The sequence below is a fragment of the Streptomyces sp. HUAS CB01 genome (genome assembly GCF_030406905.1).
GTDB lineage: Bacteria > Actinomycetota > Actinomycetes > Streptomycetales > Streptomycetaceae > Streptomyces > Streptomyces chengbuensis.
On record NZ_CP129137.1, the window covers coordinates 7,899,054 to 7,915,391 of the forward strand.

At 69.4% G+C, this 16,338-nt stretch carries 16 protein-coding genes and 1 pseudogene; 9 read left to right on the top strand and 8 right to left on the bottom strand.

Annotated features, from left to right (window positions below; translation table 11 throughout):
• Nucleotides 1–374: 374 nt before the first annotated feature.
• From QRN89_RS34545 to QRN89_RS34565, 5 genes are all read right to left on the bottom strand, one after another.
• On the bottom strand, nt 375–800 hold the full coding sequence (locus QRN89_RS34545) for an SsgA family sporulation/cell division regulator (RefSeq protein WP_290353345.1): 426 nt from the start codon (nt 798–800) through the stop codon (nt 375–377).
• 326 nt (nt 801–1,126) lie between these two features.
• On the bottom strand, nt 1,127–1,456 hold the full coding sequence (locus QRN89_RS34550) for an NIPSNAP family protein (RefSeq protein WP_290353346.1): 330 nt from the start codon (nt 1,454–1,456) through the stop codon (nt 1,127–1,129).
• 38 nt (nt 1,457–1,494) lie between these two features.
• Complete coding sequence (locus QRN89_RS34555) at nt 1,495–1,917, bottom strand: SsgA family sporulation/cell division regulator (RefSeq protein ID WP_290353347.1); 423 nt, start codon at nt 1,915–1,917, stop codon at nt 1,495–1,497.
• A 185-nt stretch (nt 1,918–2,102) separates the two neighbouring features.
• Nucleotides 2,103–2,516 carry a hypothetical protein gene (locus QRN89_RS34560; protein ID WP_290353348.1) on the bottom strand — a complete coding sequence of 138 codons (414 nt, stop codon included), beginning with the start codon at nt 2,514–2,516 and terminating at the stop codon, nt 2,103–2,105.
• A 1,266-nt stretch (nt 2,517–3,782) separates the two neighbouring features.
• Nucleotides 3,783–4,073, bottom strand: a complete 291-nt coding sequence (locus QRN89_RS34565; protein WP_290353349.1) for a hypothetical protein — start codon at nt 4,071–4,073, stop codon at nt 3,783–3,785.
• A 511-nt stretch (nt 4,074–4,584) separates the two neighbouring features.
• Between QRN89_RS34565 and QRN89_RS34570 the strand changes: the two genes are divergently transcribed.
• The 6 genes from QRN89_RS34570 to QRN89_RS34595 all read left to right on the top strand — a co-directional run bounded on the left by QRN89_RS34570 (nt 4,585) and on the right by QRN89_RS34595 (nt 10,764).
• On the top strand, nt 4,585–4,803 hold the full coding sequence (locus QRN89_RS34570) for a ferredoxin (protein ID WP_290353973.1): 219 nt from the start codon (nt 4,585–4,587) through the stop codon (nt 4,801–4,803).
• Nucleotides 4,800–6,203 (top strand): NAD(P)/FAD-dependent oxidoreductase, encoded by a 1,404-nt coding sequence (locus tag QRN89_RS34575; RefSeq protein WP_290353350.1) that lies wholly within the window; start codon nt 4,800–4,802, stop codon nt 6,201–6,203. The genes QRN89_RS34570 and QRN89_RS34575 overlap by 4 nt, the downstream gene beginning before the upstream one ends.
• A gap of 60 nt (nt 6,204–6,263) precedes the next feature.
• Nucleotides 6,264–7,538 (top strand): cytochrome P450, encoded by a 1,275-nt coding sequence (locus QRN89_RS34580; protein WP_290353351.1) that lies wholly within the window; start codon nt 6,264–6,266, stop codon nt 7,536–7,538.
• Between the two features lie 24 nt (nt 7,539–7,562).
• Entirely contained in the window at nt 7,563–8,606 is a 1,044-nt protein-coding gene (locus QRN89_RS34585; RefSeq protein ID WP_290353352.1) for an NAD(P)-dependent alcohol dehydrogenase, read from the top strand.
• 210 nt (nt 8,607–8,816) lie between these two features.
• Nucleotides 8,817–9,494 (top strand): HdeD family acid-resistance protein, encoded by a 678-nt coding sequence (locus tag QRN89_RS34590; RefSeq protein ID WP_290353353.1) that lies wholly within the window; start codon nt 8,817–8,819, stop codon nt 9,492–9,494.
• A 364-nt stretch (nt 9,495–9,858) separates the two neighbouring features.
• Nucleotides 9,859–10,764, top strand: coding sequence for an IS5 family transposase (locus QRN89_RS34595; protein WP_435833312.1), 906 nt, complete (start codon nt 9,859–9,861; stop codon nt 10,762–10,764).
• A 1-nt stretch (nt 10,765) separates the two neighbouring features.
• Here the strand turns inward: QRN89_RS34595 and QRN89_RS34600 are convergent, their stop codons facing one another.
• From QRN89_RS34600 to QRN89_RS34610, 3 genes are all read right to left on the bottom strand, one after another.
• Nucleotides 10,766–11,170 (bottom strand): DUF6193 family natural product biosynthesis protein, encoded by a 405-nt coding sequence (locus QRN89_RS34600; protein WP_290353355.1) that lies wholly within the window; start codon nt 11,168–11,170, stop codon nt 10,766–10,768.
• Nucleotides 11,171–11,398: 228 nt separating this feature from the next.
• Complete coding sequence (locus QRN89_RS34605) at nt 11,399–11,770, bottom strand: AI-2E family transporter (RefSeq protein WP_290353356.1); 372 nt, start codon at nt 11,768–11,770, stop codon at nt 11,399–11,401.
• A gap of 149 nt (nt 11,771–11,919) precedes the next feature.
• The gene (locus tag QRN89_RS34610; protein ID WP_290353357.1) at nt 11,920–12,591 is read right to left on the bottom strand and encodes a TetR/AcrR family transcriptional regulator; all 672 of its coding nucleotides are present in this window, start codon (nt 12,589–12,591) and stop codon (nt 11,920–11,922) included.
• Between the two features lie 155 nt (nt 12,592–12,746).
• Here QRN89_RS34610 and QRN89_RS34615 point away from each other — a divergent pair.
• From QRN89_RS34615 to QRN89_RS34625, 3 genes and pseudogenes are all read left to right on the top strand, one after another.
• Nucleotides 12,747–13,701: pseudogene (locus QRN89_RS34615) on the top strand (fumarylacetoacetate hydrolase family protein).
• Between the two features lie 95 nt (nt 13,702–13,796).
• Nucleotides 13,797–15,734: an acyl-CoA synthetase gene (locus tag QRN89_RS34620; protein ID WP_290353358.1), complete on the top strand. Its 1,938-nt coding sequence runs from the start codon at nt 13,797–13,799 to the stop codon at nt 15,732–15,734.
• Nucleotides 15,731–16,081 (top strand): DoxX family protein, encoded by a 351-nt coding sequence (locus tag QRN89_RS34625; protein ID WP_290353359.1) that lies wholly within the window; start codon nt 15,731–15,733, stop codon nt 16,079–16,081. The genes QRN89_RS34620 and QRN89_RS34625 overlap by 4 nt, the downstream gene beginning before the upstream one ends.
• Nucleotides 16,082–16,338 lie beyond the last annotated feature (257 nt).

A 16,338-nucleotide genomic window follows, 5' to 3' on the forward strand; every position in this document is an offset into this window, starting at 1 on the left:
GCTCCTGCGCATAGGCGGCGATGGCCCTGCGGGGCGAGAGCAAAGCGGACAAACGGCAGTCGGCCTTCCGCTGCAGGGCGCACCACGACGACGTACACAACGCCTTCAGGTCCGTCCCTGCGGCAGAGCCGGCCGACGAGCGGCGAGATACGGAGCGGGGGGATGTGGGCGAAGCGACACAGGTAGTGGGTTGCCGCGTGGCGGCTGGTCTCACCGGGGCGGGTCGGCCGCGGAGTCGCGGCGAACTTCCTGACCGAGGCCGGCTTCGATCCGGCCGCCCTCGACGCCACGACTGCGGACATCCACTCACCATGGCGGTGAACACCGATGCGCAGACGTCCGTGTGCCTGCCTCAGGTCGCACCCTGACAGGACTCACCCTTCGGCGAGGAAGTGAGCCAGCAAGCGGTCGATGTCGCTGTGGCCGAGCTCGGCCCCCCTGGGCACCACTGCCTCGGTTTCCTGCAGGAACGCCTTGAATTCCTGCGCCGGGGCCTTGAGCAAGGCCGAACCGGACGGCGGGTTGAGAAGGATGTACAAGTCGCGCCAGCCCTCCTCGCCGGTGGGCCATATGCGAACGTCCCCCTCGCCGGCGGGGCCCTCCAGGCCGTCGATCAGCAGATCGCGCCCGATGATCCATTCCACCAGCTCGTCGCTGTCGCCATCGGTGGTGAATGCGACATGGACGACATAGGGGTCGCTCGGCTCGTACCGCAGCTTCATGATCAAGGGCAAGGACGTCGCGTGCGCGCCTACGAGCTTCGCAGGTAGCCCCTGGATCACAGTTCTCAATGACTTCATGGGGTCTTACTCCTGGTGCTTTGAGTCATCCGGGGAGGGCCATCGGAAGGGCTGTCGTCGGATTCAAAGGGGCTGAACAGAGAAGCGGTTACTGCGAGGACCGGTGACGGTCGGCACGAGAACACCCGCAGGAGCAGTTCCTCGTGCCGTCGCAGGGGCGCCCGGTCGACGGGAGCAGGCGAGGCCACAGGTGCCCTGCTTATGGGTCGGTATCGAAGGCAGCAAGGGCCACCACTGGTGGGTCGCCATCGACGACACCGGAACCACCATCGAAGGGCCGCCGGGTGCCGGCCCTTCTGGCCCCGTCACTCGTCGCAGGCCGACCGTCAGCGCAAGGGTGAGTCCACGGTGGGCGTCAGGAGGGTCTCGTCGAGGCCGACGATCTGGCTGATGTCGAAGCCCTCCATGTCCGCGAGGAATTCAGGACTCGACAGGTATGCCTCCAGCCGCTCCCGCACGTCGTCGGCGTCCTTGTAGGAAACGAGGGCGTACAGCCGGGGAGTGTCGCTTCCGGGCGCCGCGGGCAGCGTCCAGACGCCGTGCGTGGTGATCCGGTGCTTGGCCATACCGGGAATGTGCTTGGCCCAGATCTTCTCGTAGTCGGAGAGGGCATCAAGGCTGCGCAGGGTGTAGACGCGAAGCTGGTACTGGGACATGACAGGTTCCTTTTCTTCGGAGCTTGGATGGTCGGCGGTCAGCCTTGCGAGGGGAGGCGTGCCAGTTCGACGTCCCAGTCGATGTGTCCGGACTCGGTACCTCGTGGCACCAGAGCCTCCGTGTTCTGGAGGAAGGACATGAGGTCCATCACAGGGACCTCGAGCAAGGCGGTGCCGGCGGAGGATCCGAGGGCGATGTACATCAACTGGTCGCCCCGCCCCGCGGCCGACCAGATCCGGACGTCTGCGTAGCCTGCGGACCCCTTCAGGCCACCAGCCAGAAGATCCCGCCCCAGAACCCATTCGACCGGCTCGTCACAGTCGACGAAGAAGGCGGCACGGACGACGTAGGGATCAGTGGGCTCGTACCGCAGACGTACGCACAGGGGCACTGAGGAGTCGCGCGAGACGACCAGTTGTACGGCGACCCGCCGCTCTATGGCCTTCAAGGACTTCTTCATTGACTTTCCGCTTCTGTGCGTGGCTCGGCGGTGCCTCATGCCCGGCCTGTGGCGAAGAGGCAGCGCGGGCGGAGGTGGACCAGCAGGTCGCGGGCGCCGGTCCCCGACCGCCGGGCGTGTCTCTGCCGCAGGCGGGGATCGGACCGCGAGGAACGGCCGGTCCCACGGCCTCGACCAGTCCCGTCTCACCGGTCGTCGCGGATCAGGTAGTAGTGGTCCCTGCCCCGGCCGTCGTGCCAGAGGCGGTTTCGGTCGTGGTGGTACGACCTGTCCGACTTCCAGACGTGTCCCTCACCCTCCCCGCGGTAGAAGTGGCCATCGCGGTAGAAGAGACCGTCACAGTCGTGCCGGGGCGAGTCGGTGTGGTGGTGGTCCTGGTGCCAGCCGCGGATCGCGTCGCAGGAGTAGCCCTGCTCGAGCAGGTAGCCGACACCGTGGTCCCAGCTGTAATCAGCGGCCACGGCCCCTTCGGCCGGGCGCTGGACGTGTGTGGATGCGAGGGGCGCGGCCGAAGCGGTGCCTCCGGCACCGAGGACGGCGACACCGGCGACCGCGACGGAGGAGACAGCGAGGGCGATTCGCTTCGTGGGCTGCTTCATGATCTTTTCCTTCCCGGTTGGCGTGATCTGCGCCAACGGCGGTTCTGTCAGGCGACGTGCGGCGCCTGGCGTGGTCCGAGCGACGAGTTTCATACGCTGTATGGAACTGCCCTTCCATTGCTACCATACGCCGTATGGAAATGTCGAAGTGGCGAAGGTAACCGGGGTGACCGATACGCATGAGTGCCAACCGACACCGCTCTTCGGGTGCGAGCTGCCTCTCGCCAGCCCTCTACTGGGCGCGTCGGGCCTTGCCTTGCGTTGGTTGCGACAGCGTGTGTTCACCCTGCGTACTTGCGAGGACGCGGTGGGCGCCCTCCGCGGCACCTGACCAGGCTTGTGGGCCTTGTGCGACGCAACCACAGCGAGGACCTGCGCACCGCGGGGACGTTCACCGGCCTGTCCGGGAACGCTTCCCGGTGCGGAGGCGTGCGGAGGTGTTCGACAGCAACGGCATCGAGGCGACGTGTGCGTCGTGGCGCTGGGGCACGATCCGCAACGTCGAGTGGCTGGCGGACTCCGGGCTCGCGGCGGGCCCGCGGGGAGGTCGCCCAGCCGTTTTGCGCGAACATCGCCCGCATTGACCACCACCGGGAGCAGCGCGTTCAGCGCACCCAGGTGCTGGAGAGGCTGACATACAGGCGGTCGCTGCTCAGGCGCACACCCTCGCCGGTCGGGCAGCGTTCGAGACGCGCGACGACGAGGCACCGCGGGCGCTGTACGCCGAGGCGACCGCCACCGCGGGGGGTACCGGCTCGTCGTGGCGGCGCGCAGTCGTTCACTTGGGGCACGTCCTGGTCACCCTGTACTCGACGCCCGGTATCGAGGCAGCACAGCGGCTCGTCGACGCCGCCGTACGTGACGCGCGAGCCAGCGAGAGCGTGACTGTCCGGGCGCGACCACACGGCCTGCAGGCGGAGACCGTCGCCGGCGCCAGGCGCTGAGCAGCATGCGAAAGCTGCGCTCGACCTCGCGTGGTACGACATGGACCGCGACGGCGACCCGGCGTCGACGTTCTTCACGCCCGCGCACCTGTGCGGTCAGCACCGCGCCCTCGGGCAGCAGGTGCCGCACGGCCAGGCGGGACAGGGATAAGCCCAGATGTCCGCATCCCAGCGGGCGGGGGAGAAGAAGGCATGGCTGCGGTGGCGGGGGCAGGCCCGCGTCAGCCCGCGCCGGAAGCATCCCTGTCACGGTGCACCGCTGGTATGCGCGGCCAGCCCTGTGTCCAGCGCGGCGAAGATGGGGAAGGCCAGCGTGGTGACGTTATCGTCCAGCAGGCTGCAGGGCATTTCGGGCCGACGCGGTCCGCCCCAGGACGCCGAAGGCCACCACCGGCGCAACGACAGCGACCACTTGCACCGCCCCGAGGACGCCATCGCGCAAGCCCGGTGGTAGCGCGGTCGCCGCGTCGAGCAGCCCCTGCTGTGTCCTGGGGGTGCGCGCGAACGCCTCGACGGCCGGCAGCACCGCCACCAGCAGCACGGCACCGGACACAAGCAGCCGCGACAGATCGGCCGCCCGGCGCACGTTGCACGGCGGCGGGGCGTCGATCACCGGAGCCGCCGCGGCCGGAGCACCTCCCGCGGCAACGGAGAGCGGGTGATGCCAAGGCGTTCACTCGCAATCGGTCGTCCAGGCGGATCCTGCCTTGGTCATGTCGGCTCCTCGTCGGCGGGCCGCGACCCGGGAAGCTCTGGCGGGATCCGCCGCTTCATCCGGCACACTCATGCGGGCAAGCGGGTCCGCTCTTCCGCCACGCGTCCAAGACCGGTCCGCAAACTCACGCCACCCAGAGCGCGCGACGGGGTGTTGATCGCAGCAGCGGGTTTGCGATCGTCGGAGGGCGGGAGGAGCATTTTCTTAGGGCGGAACGGCCGGGGCAGACCTGGATGCCGATGTCAGCGGATCTGTCCGAGACCTTCGGACCGTGACGGTCACCGGGAGCAAGCGTCACCGCGAAAGCAGCACCCCGGCGAAGAAGATCGAACATGCGGCTGCTCAGCCGGTGGCGTCGGGGGTGAGGGGTGAACTCCAGCTGGGCCGGCAGATCGGAAGGAGTCTGCCCATGCGGATCATCGTGGACCTGAATCGCTGTCAGGGATACGCGCAATGCGTGTATCTGGCGCACGAGGTCTTCAGGTTGAACGGTCAGGAGGCGCTCACCTACGAGCCGAACCCCGATGACGCGCGGCGCCTGCAGGTCGAGCGAGCCGCTGCGGCGTGTCCGGTGCAGGCGATCGTGATCGACCGCCTGGACGGCGCGGAGCGGGGCGAGACGTCATGACCGTGCCGGCAACGGTGGCAGGGTTGGTACGCGAGTTCCGGGCCAACGGCCGGATCGTCGTCGTGGGTGCCTCCCTGGCCGGGCTGCGGGCCGCGGAAACCCTGCGTGAGGAGGGCTTCACCGGGTCTCTGACCATCATCGGGGACGAGCCGTACGAGCCCTACGACCGTCCTCCGCTGTCCAAGCAGGTGCTCAAGGGCTGGGTGCCGGCCGACCACACCAAGCTGCCCCGCCTGCGCGAAGTGGATGCGGAGTGGCGGCTGGGGGTGGCAGCCATCGGGTTGGACCGGGTCGCCAAGCAGGTACGTCTGGCGAATGGGGAGCAGGTCCCGTACGACCGGTTGCTGATCGCCACGGGCACCCGCGCGCGGCAGTGGCCGAACCCGGACGAGGCCGCCCTGGACGGGGTCCACACGATTCGTTCGCGTGATGATGCAGAGCAGTTGCAGAAGGCGCTGGCTGCGCCGCCGTCGCGAGTGTTGGTCGTCGGTGCCGGGTTCATCGGCTCGGAGGTTGCCTCTGTGTGCCGGGAACTCGATCTCCCGGTGACCGTCGTCGAGCGGGGTTCGGCGCCGCTGGTCGGCGCGCTCGGCGGGGTGATCGGGGAGATCGCCGCGCAGATGCAGCGCGATCACGGCGTGGACCTGCGCTGCGGGCTGGGCGTGTCGTCACTGGAGGGCGACTCGGGCGGGCATGTGCGGCGTGCGCATCTGTCCGACGGCACCACTGTCGACGCCGATGTGGTGGTGGCCTCCTTGGGGTCGATCCGCAACGTGGAGTGGCTGGAGGGCTCCGGGCTGGCGTCCGGCTTCTGGGGTGTCGGGTGCGACGCCGGTGGTCGTGCCTTCGACATCAACGGAGTGGTGACCGACAGCATCTACGTGGCTGGTGACGTGGCGCGTGCGCCGCATGTGCTGTACGAGTACCAGTTCCTGGCGATGGAGCACTGGGACAACGCCGTTCTCGGCGCCGGGGTCGCGGCGCACAACATGGTGAACCTCGAGCCCCACTATCGTCCGCATCTGCTGCTCCCCGGCTTCTGGTCCGGTCAGTTCGGCGTGAACATCAAGTCCGTCGGCGTGCCGCCCTTCGGCGACGAGATCGTCTTCACCCAAGGGTCCGTCAAAGAGCGCCACTTCGCCGCCGCCTACGGCCGCCGCGGCCGCATCGTCGCGGCCGTCACCTTCGATCACGGCAAGTGGCTGGAGTACTACGGGCAGCTGATCGAGCAATCGGGTCCGTTCCCGCCTCCGCCGCCGGGCTGGGACCATCCGCCCGACATGAAGCCGGTGCCGGCCGAGTTCCCGGACCCGAGGGTTCCGACGGCGGTCCCCGACGTCGTCCTGACCGGCCACGCCCCGAGCGAGCGGACGGCCGAGTTCCGGCCGCGCCGTCACTGACGCGCGCGTCGGGGCAAGCCGGTAGGCGGACAGCATCGACAGGAAGAAGGAGGGGAACTCGTGATCGAGGAAACCCCCTGGCAGCAGGCCCTCCGTTACACGAACCGCGCCAACCCGTACCCGTTCTACGAGGAACTGCGCAAGACACCGGTGGCGCGGCAGCCGGACGGCACCTACGTCGTCAGCACCTACCGGGAGATCGTCACGCTGCTGCACGACCCCCGGGTCAGCTCGGATCCACGCAAGTGCCCCGTCCCGGCCGCGGCCCCGGCCGAGGGATCGGTGGAGGCGGAGGCGGAGCCGATCACGGAGGCGGTCATCTCTTTGGAGCCGAACATCATCACCCAGGATCCACCCGAGCACGATCGGGATCGCCGGATGATGATGCCGCATTTCGTCGGCCCACCCCACTCCCCTCACCTGATCTCCGACCTGGAACCCGAGATCCGCCGCATCGTGGACGGGCTCCTGGACGACATGCGGGGCAAGACCCGGATCGACGCCGTCGACGACTTCGCCTACCCCCTGCCGGTGACCGTGATCTGCAAGGTCCTGGGCGTGCCACTGGAGGACGAGCCACGCTTCCACCACTGGATCGAAACGGCCCTGGACGCTTTGGACTTCGGTCCCGAGGCCGCCTCCGAGGAGATGCAGAGCCGACTGGCCGGGGGCCGCCAGGCCGTGCAGGAGTTCGGGCAGTTCGCAGCCGAGCTGCTCCACCGGTACGCCCGGCAGCCCGGCCCGGGCATGCTCTCGGCCATGGTGAACGAAAACCGCCCGGAGGGAGGGATGTCCCAGGGGGTGCTCGCGAGCAACGCCCTGCTCCTGATCTTCGCCGGGCATGAAACCACGGTCAACCTCATCGCCCACAGCGTGCTCACCCTGCTGCGCCACCCCGACGCGCTCGAGAAGCTGCGCCGCCGGCCCGACCTGATCGTGCCCGCCGTGGAGGAACTGCTGCGCTACGAGTCGTCGGTGCAGTTCTGGCACACCCGCTCCGCCGTGGAGGACATCGACATCGCCGGCACCACCATCCCCAAGGGCGCGCCGATCTTCCTGGCATACGGCTCGGCCAACCGCGACCCGAAGCGGTTCACCGCCCCCGACGAACTCGACCTCGAACGCCCCGACAACCAGCACCTCGGATTCAGCCAGGGCATCCACTTCTGCTTCGGCGCTCCGCTCGCGCGACTTGAGGTCCAGGTCGCGGTCGGCGAGTTCGTCCGCCGGGTGCAGAACCCCAGGCTCGTCGAGGACCCCCCGCCGTACCGGCACAACCAGATCTTCCGCGGACCGCGCCACGTCCTGGTCGACATCGACGGCGTCCGCGACTGATCAGTGTGCGCGTGAAGGATCGCTATGCGGGCTTTTCAACTCGTCGGTTGGCGGCAGCCGCCCGAACTGCGCGAGGTGCCGGTGCCCGAGCCCGGCGCGGGCCAGGTCCTGGTGAAGGTCGCAGGTGCCGGTGCCTGTCACTCCGATCTGCACATCATGCAAGCACCCGAACCGCTACCCGGCTTCACGAACCCGCCCTTCACGCTCGGCCATGAGAACGCGGGATGGGTGGAGCGGCTGGGACTGGGCGTCACCGGGTTCCAGCCCGGAGATCCTGTGATCGTCTACGGCTCCTGGGGTTGTGGCATCTGCCCAAGCTGCCGTCAAGGCCAGGAGAACTACTGCCAGAGGCGCGCGGGTGAGGGCCCGGGCCTGCGCGGTGGACACGACGGCGGCATGGCCGAGTACCTGCTGGTCCCGGCCGTGCGCTACCTGATACCGCTCGGCACCGTCGATCCCCGCCAGGCCGCCCCGCTCAGCGACGCCGGACTGACCAGCTATCACGCTGTGAAACGGTCGCTGCACCTGCTGGGGCCGGGCTCGACCGCGGTCGTGATCGGGGCCGGCGGTCTGGGTCAGATGGCCATCCAGATCCTGCGCGCGCTCAGCACGGCGACCACCGTCGTCGCCGTGGACACCGACGCCGGCAAGCTGGAGACCGCCAGGCGTATGGGCGCCGACGAGGCTCTGCTCTCGGGCGACGAGGCGGTCGCGCGCATCAAGGACATGACGGGGCAGCAGGGCGCTCAGCTCGTGCTGGACATGGTCGGCGCAGAGCCGACGCTGCGGATGGCCGCCCGGGTGGCCAGGGTGCTCGGGCACCTGACCATCGTCGGTCTCGGCGGCGGAGCCCTGCCCGTCGACTTCTCCAGTCCGCCGCACGAGTGCTCGGTCGCCTCGCCCTACTGGGGCTCTCTGACCGAACTGATGGATGTGATCACGCTCGCCCAGCAGGAAAAGATCAAGGTGCTGGTCGAGCACTTCCCCCTGCAACGCGCCGACGAGGCCTACCAGCTCCTGCACGACGGCAGGATCGAAGGACGTGCCGTCATCACCGCCCACGGGTGAATGCGGTTTTCAACGCGACGGATACCGCGGCTGTGTCTGGCCGCCGTCATCCGGGGGGTCCGGCGAAAACGCCCCCGGCTTCCGCAGGACGGAGGAGCTACCTCATGCGCCACGGACCCGCGCCCTCCCCACCGAGCGGCATGAGGTTGATCGGGTGACGATGGACATGTAGTGAGGTGACCACGCTGCTCACAGAAGGAGGCAGGTGCCATGACATCTCCTTCGGAATCGCCCGGTTCCGTTCCGCCACGTGGCACCGAACCACAAGAGGGTCCTGCGGCCGAAGGCATGGCCGCCCTGGCGAACGTGGGCTGGCAGCTCCTGCTCACCATGGGCCTCGCCACCATCGCCCTGGGCGTCATCGCCCTGGTCTGGCCGGGCGAGACGCTCCGCGTCGTCGGCGTGCTCTTCGGCGTCTACCTGCTGGCCACCGGTGTCTTCCAACTCGCCGCCGCCTTCGGCACCCACGTCCCCCGGCATCTTCGCGTCCTGCACTTCATCAGCGGCGCGGCCTCCATCCTGCTGGGACTGGTCTGCTTCCGGGGCCCCCTCGAGTCGGTCTTCCTGCTCGCCCTGTGGATCGGCTTCAGCTGGCTGCTCCGGGGCATCGTGGAGACGGTCGCGGCGGCTTCCGATCAGACCATGCCGGCCCGAGGCTGGCACGTGGCTTTCGGCATCATCGGCTCTATGGCCGGCATCGTGATGATCGTCATGCCGTTCGCCTCCATCGGGACACTCACCCTGGTCGTGGGCGTTATGGCCATCGTCGTCGGCCTGGCCGAGGTGGTCCGCGCCATCAGGACACGCGTCGAGATCGGCCATCTGGATGCCGGCACGGCCCCCCAGCGGCGCCCCCTGTTCCACGCACGTCCGCACGCCCAGCACTGACCGGCGGAGCCGGACCGACCGGGCGTCGGCGAGCGGCGACATCATGCGCCTCCGCGGACTGTCGGCCGGCGGAGGCGTTTCGTGCGCATCGTAGTGGGCGCGGCCATGACGGCGACGTCGGCGTCGTGCGGCGCGCCCAACTGGGCCGGGCTGTCTCGGGCTCGGCACATTCGTCAGGGCGCACTCACGTTCCGCCCGAGCCGGAGAAGCGGAGAAGCCCTCCCGGTGACCACCGCAGCAGCAGCCGAGGTGTTCGGTCAGTCCGACGTCCAGGGCCCGCTCGAACACTGTCCGTGTCTGCCTGTCAACGTCTTTCGCCTGGCGGAGAAAGGCGCCGTCGTCGACCTGAGACCGCGTTTGAGATCTGCCGTGGCCGTGGGTTGGAGTACTCGTTGAGCTCTGCGTGAGTGGTTCTGGGGACGGGTATCCGTCGGATCTGACGGACGGGCAGTGGGCATTGGTGGAGCCGTTGCTGCCGCCGGCGCGGGTGGGGCCGAAGGGCGGGCGGCGGGAGAAGCACTCGCGGCGGCGGATCGTGAACGCAATCTTCTACGTGGTCCGGACCGGTTGCTCCTGGCGGCAGCTGCCGAAGGACTTCCCTCCCTGGCCCACGGTCTATTGGTACTTCACCTGGTGGCACGACGACGGCACGGTCGAGCGTGTCCACGACGCCCTGCGTGCCCGGGTCCGCGAGGCCGACGGCCGCGCCCCCGAGCCGAGCGCCGGACTGATCGACTCACAGTCCGTGCGAACGGCGGACACCGTCCCCGCCGCGACCAGGGGCTTCGATGCGGGCAAGAAGGTCAAGGGCCGCAAGCGGTTCATCGTCACCGACACCCTCGGCCTGCTCCTGGCCGTCCACGTCGTCGCCGCGAGTGTCCAGGACCGCGACGGCGCGCGGCGCCCGTTGCTGTGGACCCGCCTCGACTACCCCGGGGTGAAGAAGATCTGGGCGGACCAGGGCTTCGCCGGGCGTCTGGTCGACTGGACGGCCGCCATCCTGAGCCGCGAGCTGGAGATCGTCCGCAAGGACCCTGAGCAGCGCGGCTTCCAGGTCCAACCCAAGAGGTGGGCGATCGAGCGCACCTTCTCCTGGCTCACCGCCCACCGCCGCCTCGCCCGGGACTACGAGACCATTCCGGCCCGGTCCGAGACCGTGATCCGCTGGGCGATGATCGGCATCATGGTCCGCCGACTCACCCGCGGCCGACCGGCGACGCGGCCGGGCCCGCAGCCGCTCGTACGCACAGCAACCGGACAGGCTGTTTGACTCAACTGAGCGATTCGAGGTCGTCGGGCGTGCCGTCAAGGGCAGGACCACAGCCTGGGGGGAGGTGCGAGGCTACGAGTTCCACGGCCTCATCGGCAGTAACAGCGCCACCGATCTGCTCCCGCCCCGAACCGCACGGCTCATGCAGCCGACGAACACGGAAGTACCGTTCGCCATCGTAGGGAAAGATCGAGGGCAGGTCTTGCGACCAAGGGAAACGGGTGCACCGGCTGAACTGCAGCGATCCATGGGTGACCAGCGGAAACAGAGCCCGGAGGGCGGGGTTTGCGTATGCGGCCTCTACCAGGGATTTGTCGATGAGGCCCGCGTCCATGTCCCGCACGACCTGCCACTTGGCTGCCACAGGGTCATCTGGCGCTGTCCCGAGTATGTCCTTCTCCACCATGCTCGGACATTAGCTGACTTTGCAACGCCTGGTTCGCAGGTCGCCGTTCGCCTCCCCTCGCTGATGAGGACGTGCTTCACCGATATCACCTCTGGCCACCCCATCAGATAGCTCCCCTCAACAGCACCGACCACTCTGGCGGCGCCTCAGCTGCAAGACAGAGCAGATCTCAAACGCGGTCTGAGCGAACTCATCGTTGCGCTTGGGCTGCCGGATTCCGTCAGCCCGTTATTCGGGGGCGTCGGAACGGTAGGCGTTCTCGGGACTGTTGTCAGTCCGTGTCGGCAGTCCCGGTGACCGACCGCCGCGGTGAGCCCAGATGTCACCGAGGACGACCTGGATGACGCCGGTGACGGGAATCGCCGGCAGGGCACCGAGGATTCCGGCGACTTCGGCGGCGATCAGGGTGACCAACAGCACGGTGAGGGGGTTGAGTTTCACCGTCCGAGACAGGATGACCGGTTGCAGGAGGTGGTTTTCGGCCTGCTGATAGACGATGAAGAGGATGACGGCCCCAATGCCGGCTCTGGGAGTACTGGCCGTCAGGGTGGAGACGCCCGCAGAGACGGCCCGCCCGGGCAGCGCCTCCCGGGCAGGCAAAACAGTCCTCTACGCCGAGATCCGTCGGGGATCCGCCGCGCCCCCTTGGCGGACATGGGCGACGTGTCTCTGCGCGGGTGCGACGTGCGGTACACCGCGTTACGGGCGCTGGTCACATCCGCATGCGTCGCCGATCTTGCTCGCCATTGTCAGGTCCGGGGCAGCGACGGCAGGGGCCGAGTGGCGATCTCCTGTGCTTCGGTGCGCGTCATGCCGAACATGCGCAGCAGGCGGAAGGCCAGCTGGTCGGAAGCATGCGCGGCATCGAGGTCCGGGCGGGTCTCCAGTAGGTGGAGCACTCCGAGCAGGGCGCCGCCGACCATGGCCACAGAAGTGCGCGGGTCGTCGATGTCCAGCCGTCCGGTGTCGGCGGCGGCCCGCAGATCCCGCATCGCCTGCGGTGCCAAGCCGCTGTCGGAGGTCAGATAGGGCATGCCCGTACGGACGAGGATCCTGGCGATCTGTGTGTGGGTGCGCTGCAGTCGGCCGGTCAGGCGGACGCTGGCGGCGAAGATCTCCGCGGGGTCCTTCAGGTCTCCCACGACGGATTCCAGGAGTGCGCCGTGTTCCTCCAGGGTGAGGGCGACGGCCGCGTCGAACAGCTCGTCCTTGCTGGTGAAGTGGTTGTAGAAGGAGCCGAAGCCGACGTCCGCCGCCTCGGTGATCTCCTGGATACTCACGTCGATCCGCCCCTGCTCGGCGAGAAACCCCTGCGCGGCGGCGATCAGCGCGGCACGGGTACGCGCCTTGCGTCGGTCCACGCGGTTGGGCGTGTGGCTGGGTGTCCGACTGTCGGCCCTGCCCTGTCGGTCGATACTCATCTCTCCACCACACCCAGCGCATCAGATTTGATTGTTTCGTCACGACTGACTGCCGTTGACAGGGTCGTCATCTGGACTGATTCTCTCATCACTGCTGACTGGAGCTGCTCGCGGGAGCGGTCCGGTCGGTGCCTGTCCAGGACTCAGGAGAGCCGATGAGTATCCAGGTCGTCCGCACCACAGACGGCTGGTGGGTGGAGAGCGGCACAGGACGGCTGCACCGCGTCGAGACCGACGCGGACACCACCGCCGGCCTGCTCGCCGACCGTCCCGCCGTGCAGCAGGCGGCTTCCCGCGCCGCGGGTGACCCCGACGCCGGGGTTTCGGCTGGAGAAGCCGAGCTGCTGTCGCCTGTCACCACGCCCTGCCGGGTGGTGGCGCAGATGGTCAACTACCGTTCCCACGCGGTGGACTCCGGATTCGACCCGGACATCGTTCCGCCCGCGTTCTTCCGCAAGGCGTCCGGGTCCGTCAGCGGGCCCTACCAGGACATCGTGCGTCCACAGCACGTGCGCTTCCTGGACTACGAGGTGGAGCTCGGGCTGGTGATGGGCGCCGATTTGCCGGTCGGCACCGAGGTCACCGATGCCACGCTGGCGGAGTATGTCGCCGCGCTGGTCGTTGCGGACGACGTCAGCGCGCGTGACCTGCAGCTGCCCAAGACGCAGTTCTACGAGTCCAAGTCGTACCCCTCCTTCACTCCGCTGGGCCCCCCGGCTGCTCCTGGTGGACGCCGACGACCTGGCCCGCCTGCCGGACCTGCGGCTCACGCTGAAGGTCAACGGGGCCACCCGGCAGGAGCGCACCACCACGGACATGATCGTCCGGCCCGCCCACGCCCTCAGTCTGCTCGCCCGCTTCCAGCAGCTGCAGCCCGGTGACGTCCTGCTCACCGGAACCCCCGGCGGCACCGCCCTGAAGTCTCCGGGCAGGCTCCTGACCACGCTTGCCGCCCTGCTGCCCCCGCACAAGCGCTGGCAGAAGTTCTTCGCCCGCCAGCAGGCGAACCCCGACTACCTCAAGGACGGCGACGTCGTCACGGCTCGTATCGCGACGGACGACGGCGCACTCGATCTCGGCGAGCAGCGCACGGTGGTGCGCGCCCGCTGACGGCTCCCGGGACCCCCGCCCGGGACCGGCCGGCCCGGCATCCCCGTACCGGGCCGGCCACCTGACCCCATCCCTCACCCTGCAAAGGCGCACCGGTGACACGCACACCCGCCGACCTGCTGTGGCCCACCCCCGACAGCAGCGCGGACCTGTTCACGATCGAGGCCGTTCCGCTGCATGAGCGCGGCCTGCCCGCCACCACCTACGACACCCTGCTGCGCGCCGCCCGCCTGTGGCCCGACCGCCCGGCCCTGACGGTGCTACCCGATGCGGCCCGCTTCCTGCGCCCCGCCACAGCCACCTTCGCGCAACTGCGTGACCAGGTGCATCGCACCGCCAATCTGCTGGGCTCTCTCGGCGTCACCCGCCGGACCGCCGTGGGCCTGCTCGCGCCGAACACCGCGGAGCTGCCCGGCGCCCTGCTGGCCGCGCAGGCAGCGGGCATCGCCGCCCCGGTCAACCCGGGCCTGGCGTCCGAGCACGTCGAGCAGTTGCTGCGGCGCAGCGGCGCGCGGGTGCTCATCGCCGCCGGTCCGCAGCTGGATGCACAGGTGTGGACCACGGCCCGGCAGGTCGCCGCGGCCTTGCGGCTGGACGCGCTGCTGGCACTGACCCCCACCCTGGCCGACGGCCCCGCCCCCGCTCTGGACCCCATCGAGGGCGTACGCGTCGGCTATCTCACGGAGCTTGCCGCGTCCCATCCCGCCGATCGGCTGGTGGACATCGAGCCCCCCGCCGCCGACGACCTGACCTCCTACTTCCACACCGGCGGCACCACCGGAACTCCCAAGCTCGCCGCGCACACGCACACCAACGAGGTCGTCGACGCCTGGATGGTGGCCGCGAGCATCCCTCTCGACGAGGACTCGGTAATGTTCGCGGCGCTGCCGTTGTTCCACGTCAACGCTCTGATCGTCACCCTGCTCGGCCCGCTGCTGCGCGGTCGGCAGGTGGTGTGGGCCGGGCCGCTGGGTTACCGCGACCCCGAGCTGTATCCGGTGTTCTGGAAGCTGGTGGAGCACTACCGCATCGCCGCCATGTCGGCGGTGCCCACCGTGTACTCCGTCCTCGCCCGTGTCCCCGTCGACGCGGACGTCTCCAGCATGCGGTTCGCCGCCGTCGGCGCCTCCCCGCTGCCGCACGCCGTACGGGAGTCCTTCGAGGAGCACACCGGCATCCCCCTGTGCGAGGGCTACGGGCTGACCGAGGCGACCTGCGCCTCCGCCCTCGGCCTGCCCGGCCACACTCGCCCCGGCAGTGTCGGCCGGCGCCTGCCCTACCAGCAGGTCAAGACGGTGCGGATCGACCCGGACACCGGTGAGTGGCACGACCTGCCGCCGGGCGCCACCGGGGTGCTCGCCGTCAGCGGCCCGGTCGTCTTCGCCGGGTACGTCGCCGAGCACACCGCCCACGGGCCTCGCCTGGAGACCGCCGGGAAGATCTGCGACGGCTGGCTGGACACGGGCGACCTGGCCCGCATCGACGCCGACGGCTTCATCCATCTCGCCGGCCGAGCCAAGGACCTGATCATCCGCGGGGGCCACAACATCGACCCCGCCGCGATCGAGGACGCCCTCCTCGCCCACCCTCAGGTCACCGCCGCCGCGGCGGTCGGCCGTCCCGACCCGCACGCCGGCGAAGTGCCCGTCGCCTACGTCACCCTCGCCCCCGGCGCCCGGACCGACCCCGCCGAACTGCTCGCCTGGGCCACCGAACGGGTCCCCGAACGCGCCGCCACCCCGCGCGAGGTGCTCGTGATCGACGCCATCCCGCTCACCGCCGTCGGCAAGCCCTACAAGCTCGGCCTCCGCGTGGACGCAACCCGCCGCGCGGTCCACGCCGAACTGGCCGCCCAGGGCGCGGACTGCGACCCGGAACGCATCCTGTGCCGACCGCACGACGGCGGTGTCCGCGTCACGGTGCCCGCCCTTGCCGACGAGGCGGTACGACGCAGGGTCACCGCAGCCCTCGACCGGTACCTCCTGCACTGGCAGTACGCCCCCAGCAAGCCACTTGAGAGAGAGACCCCATGAGCACCACCGCCATCGTCCTCGCCGTCCTCCTCGCCGGAATCTTCCTCCTGCTCGGGTCGGCCAAGCTCGCGGCACTCCCCGCGATGCGCCAGGCCGCGTCCCACGTCGGCATGACCACCACCCACTACCGTCTGCTGGGCGCTCTGGAGGTGGCGGCAGCGGCCGGTCTGCTGCTCGGCCTGCGGATCACCGCGCTCGGTGCCGCCGCATCGGTCGGCCTGATCCTGCTCATGGCCGGAGCCGTCGTCGCCCACCTGCGCAGCGGCGATCCGGCGGCCCGCTGCCTGCCGGCCGTCATCGTGGGGGCCTTGGCCGGAGCCGATCTCGTCGTGCTGGCCGGCGGCTAGCATCGCCGCCGCCTGGGACCTGAGGAGCATCACGAGGAGCCGCATCGACGTCCGCCAGCATCTGCTGCCCTGCGCCTCCGCGCGGTGGCTGGTGTAGCACAGCGTCCATACTCAGCCCGGCTCCGGTAGGCCGCCTTGCTTTCGTACGGCTCGTACGGCGCCCACCGCATCTTCTCCGCCTTGGCCGCCGAGGCCGTGTGCGGCCTCTGAATCGACACCACCGTTTCGGCGCTCCGCGCCGTCCCGGCTGCCGACGC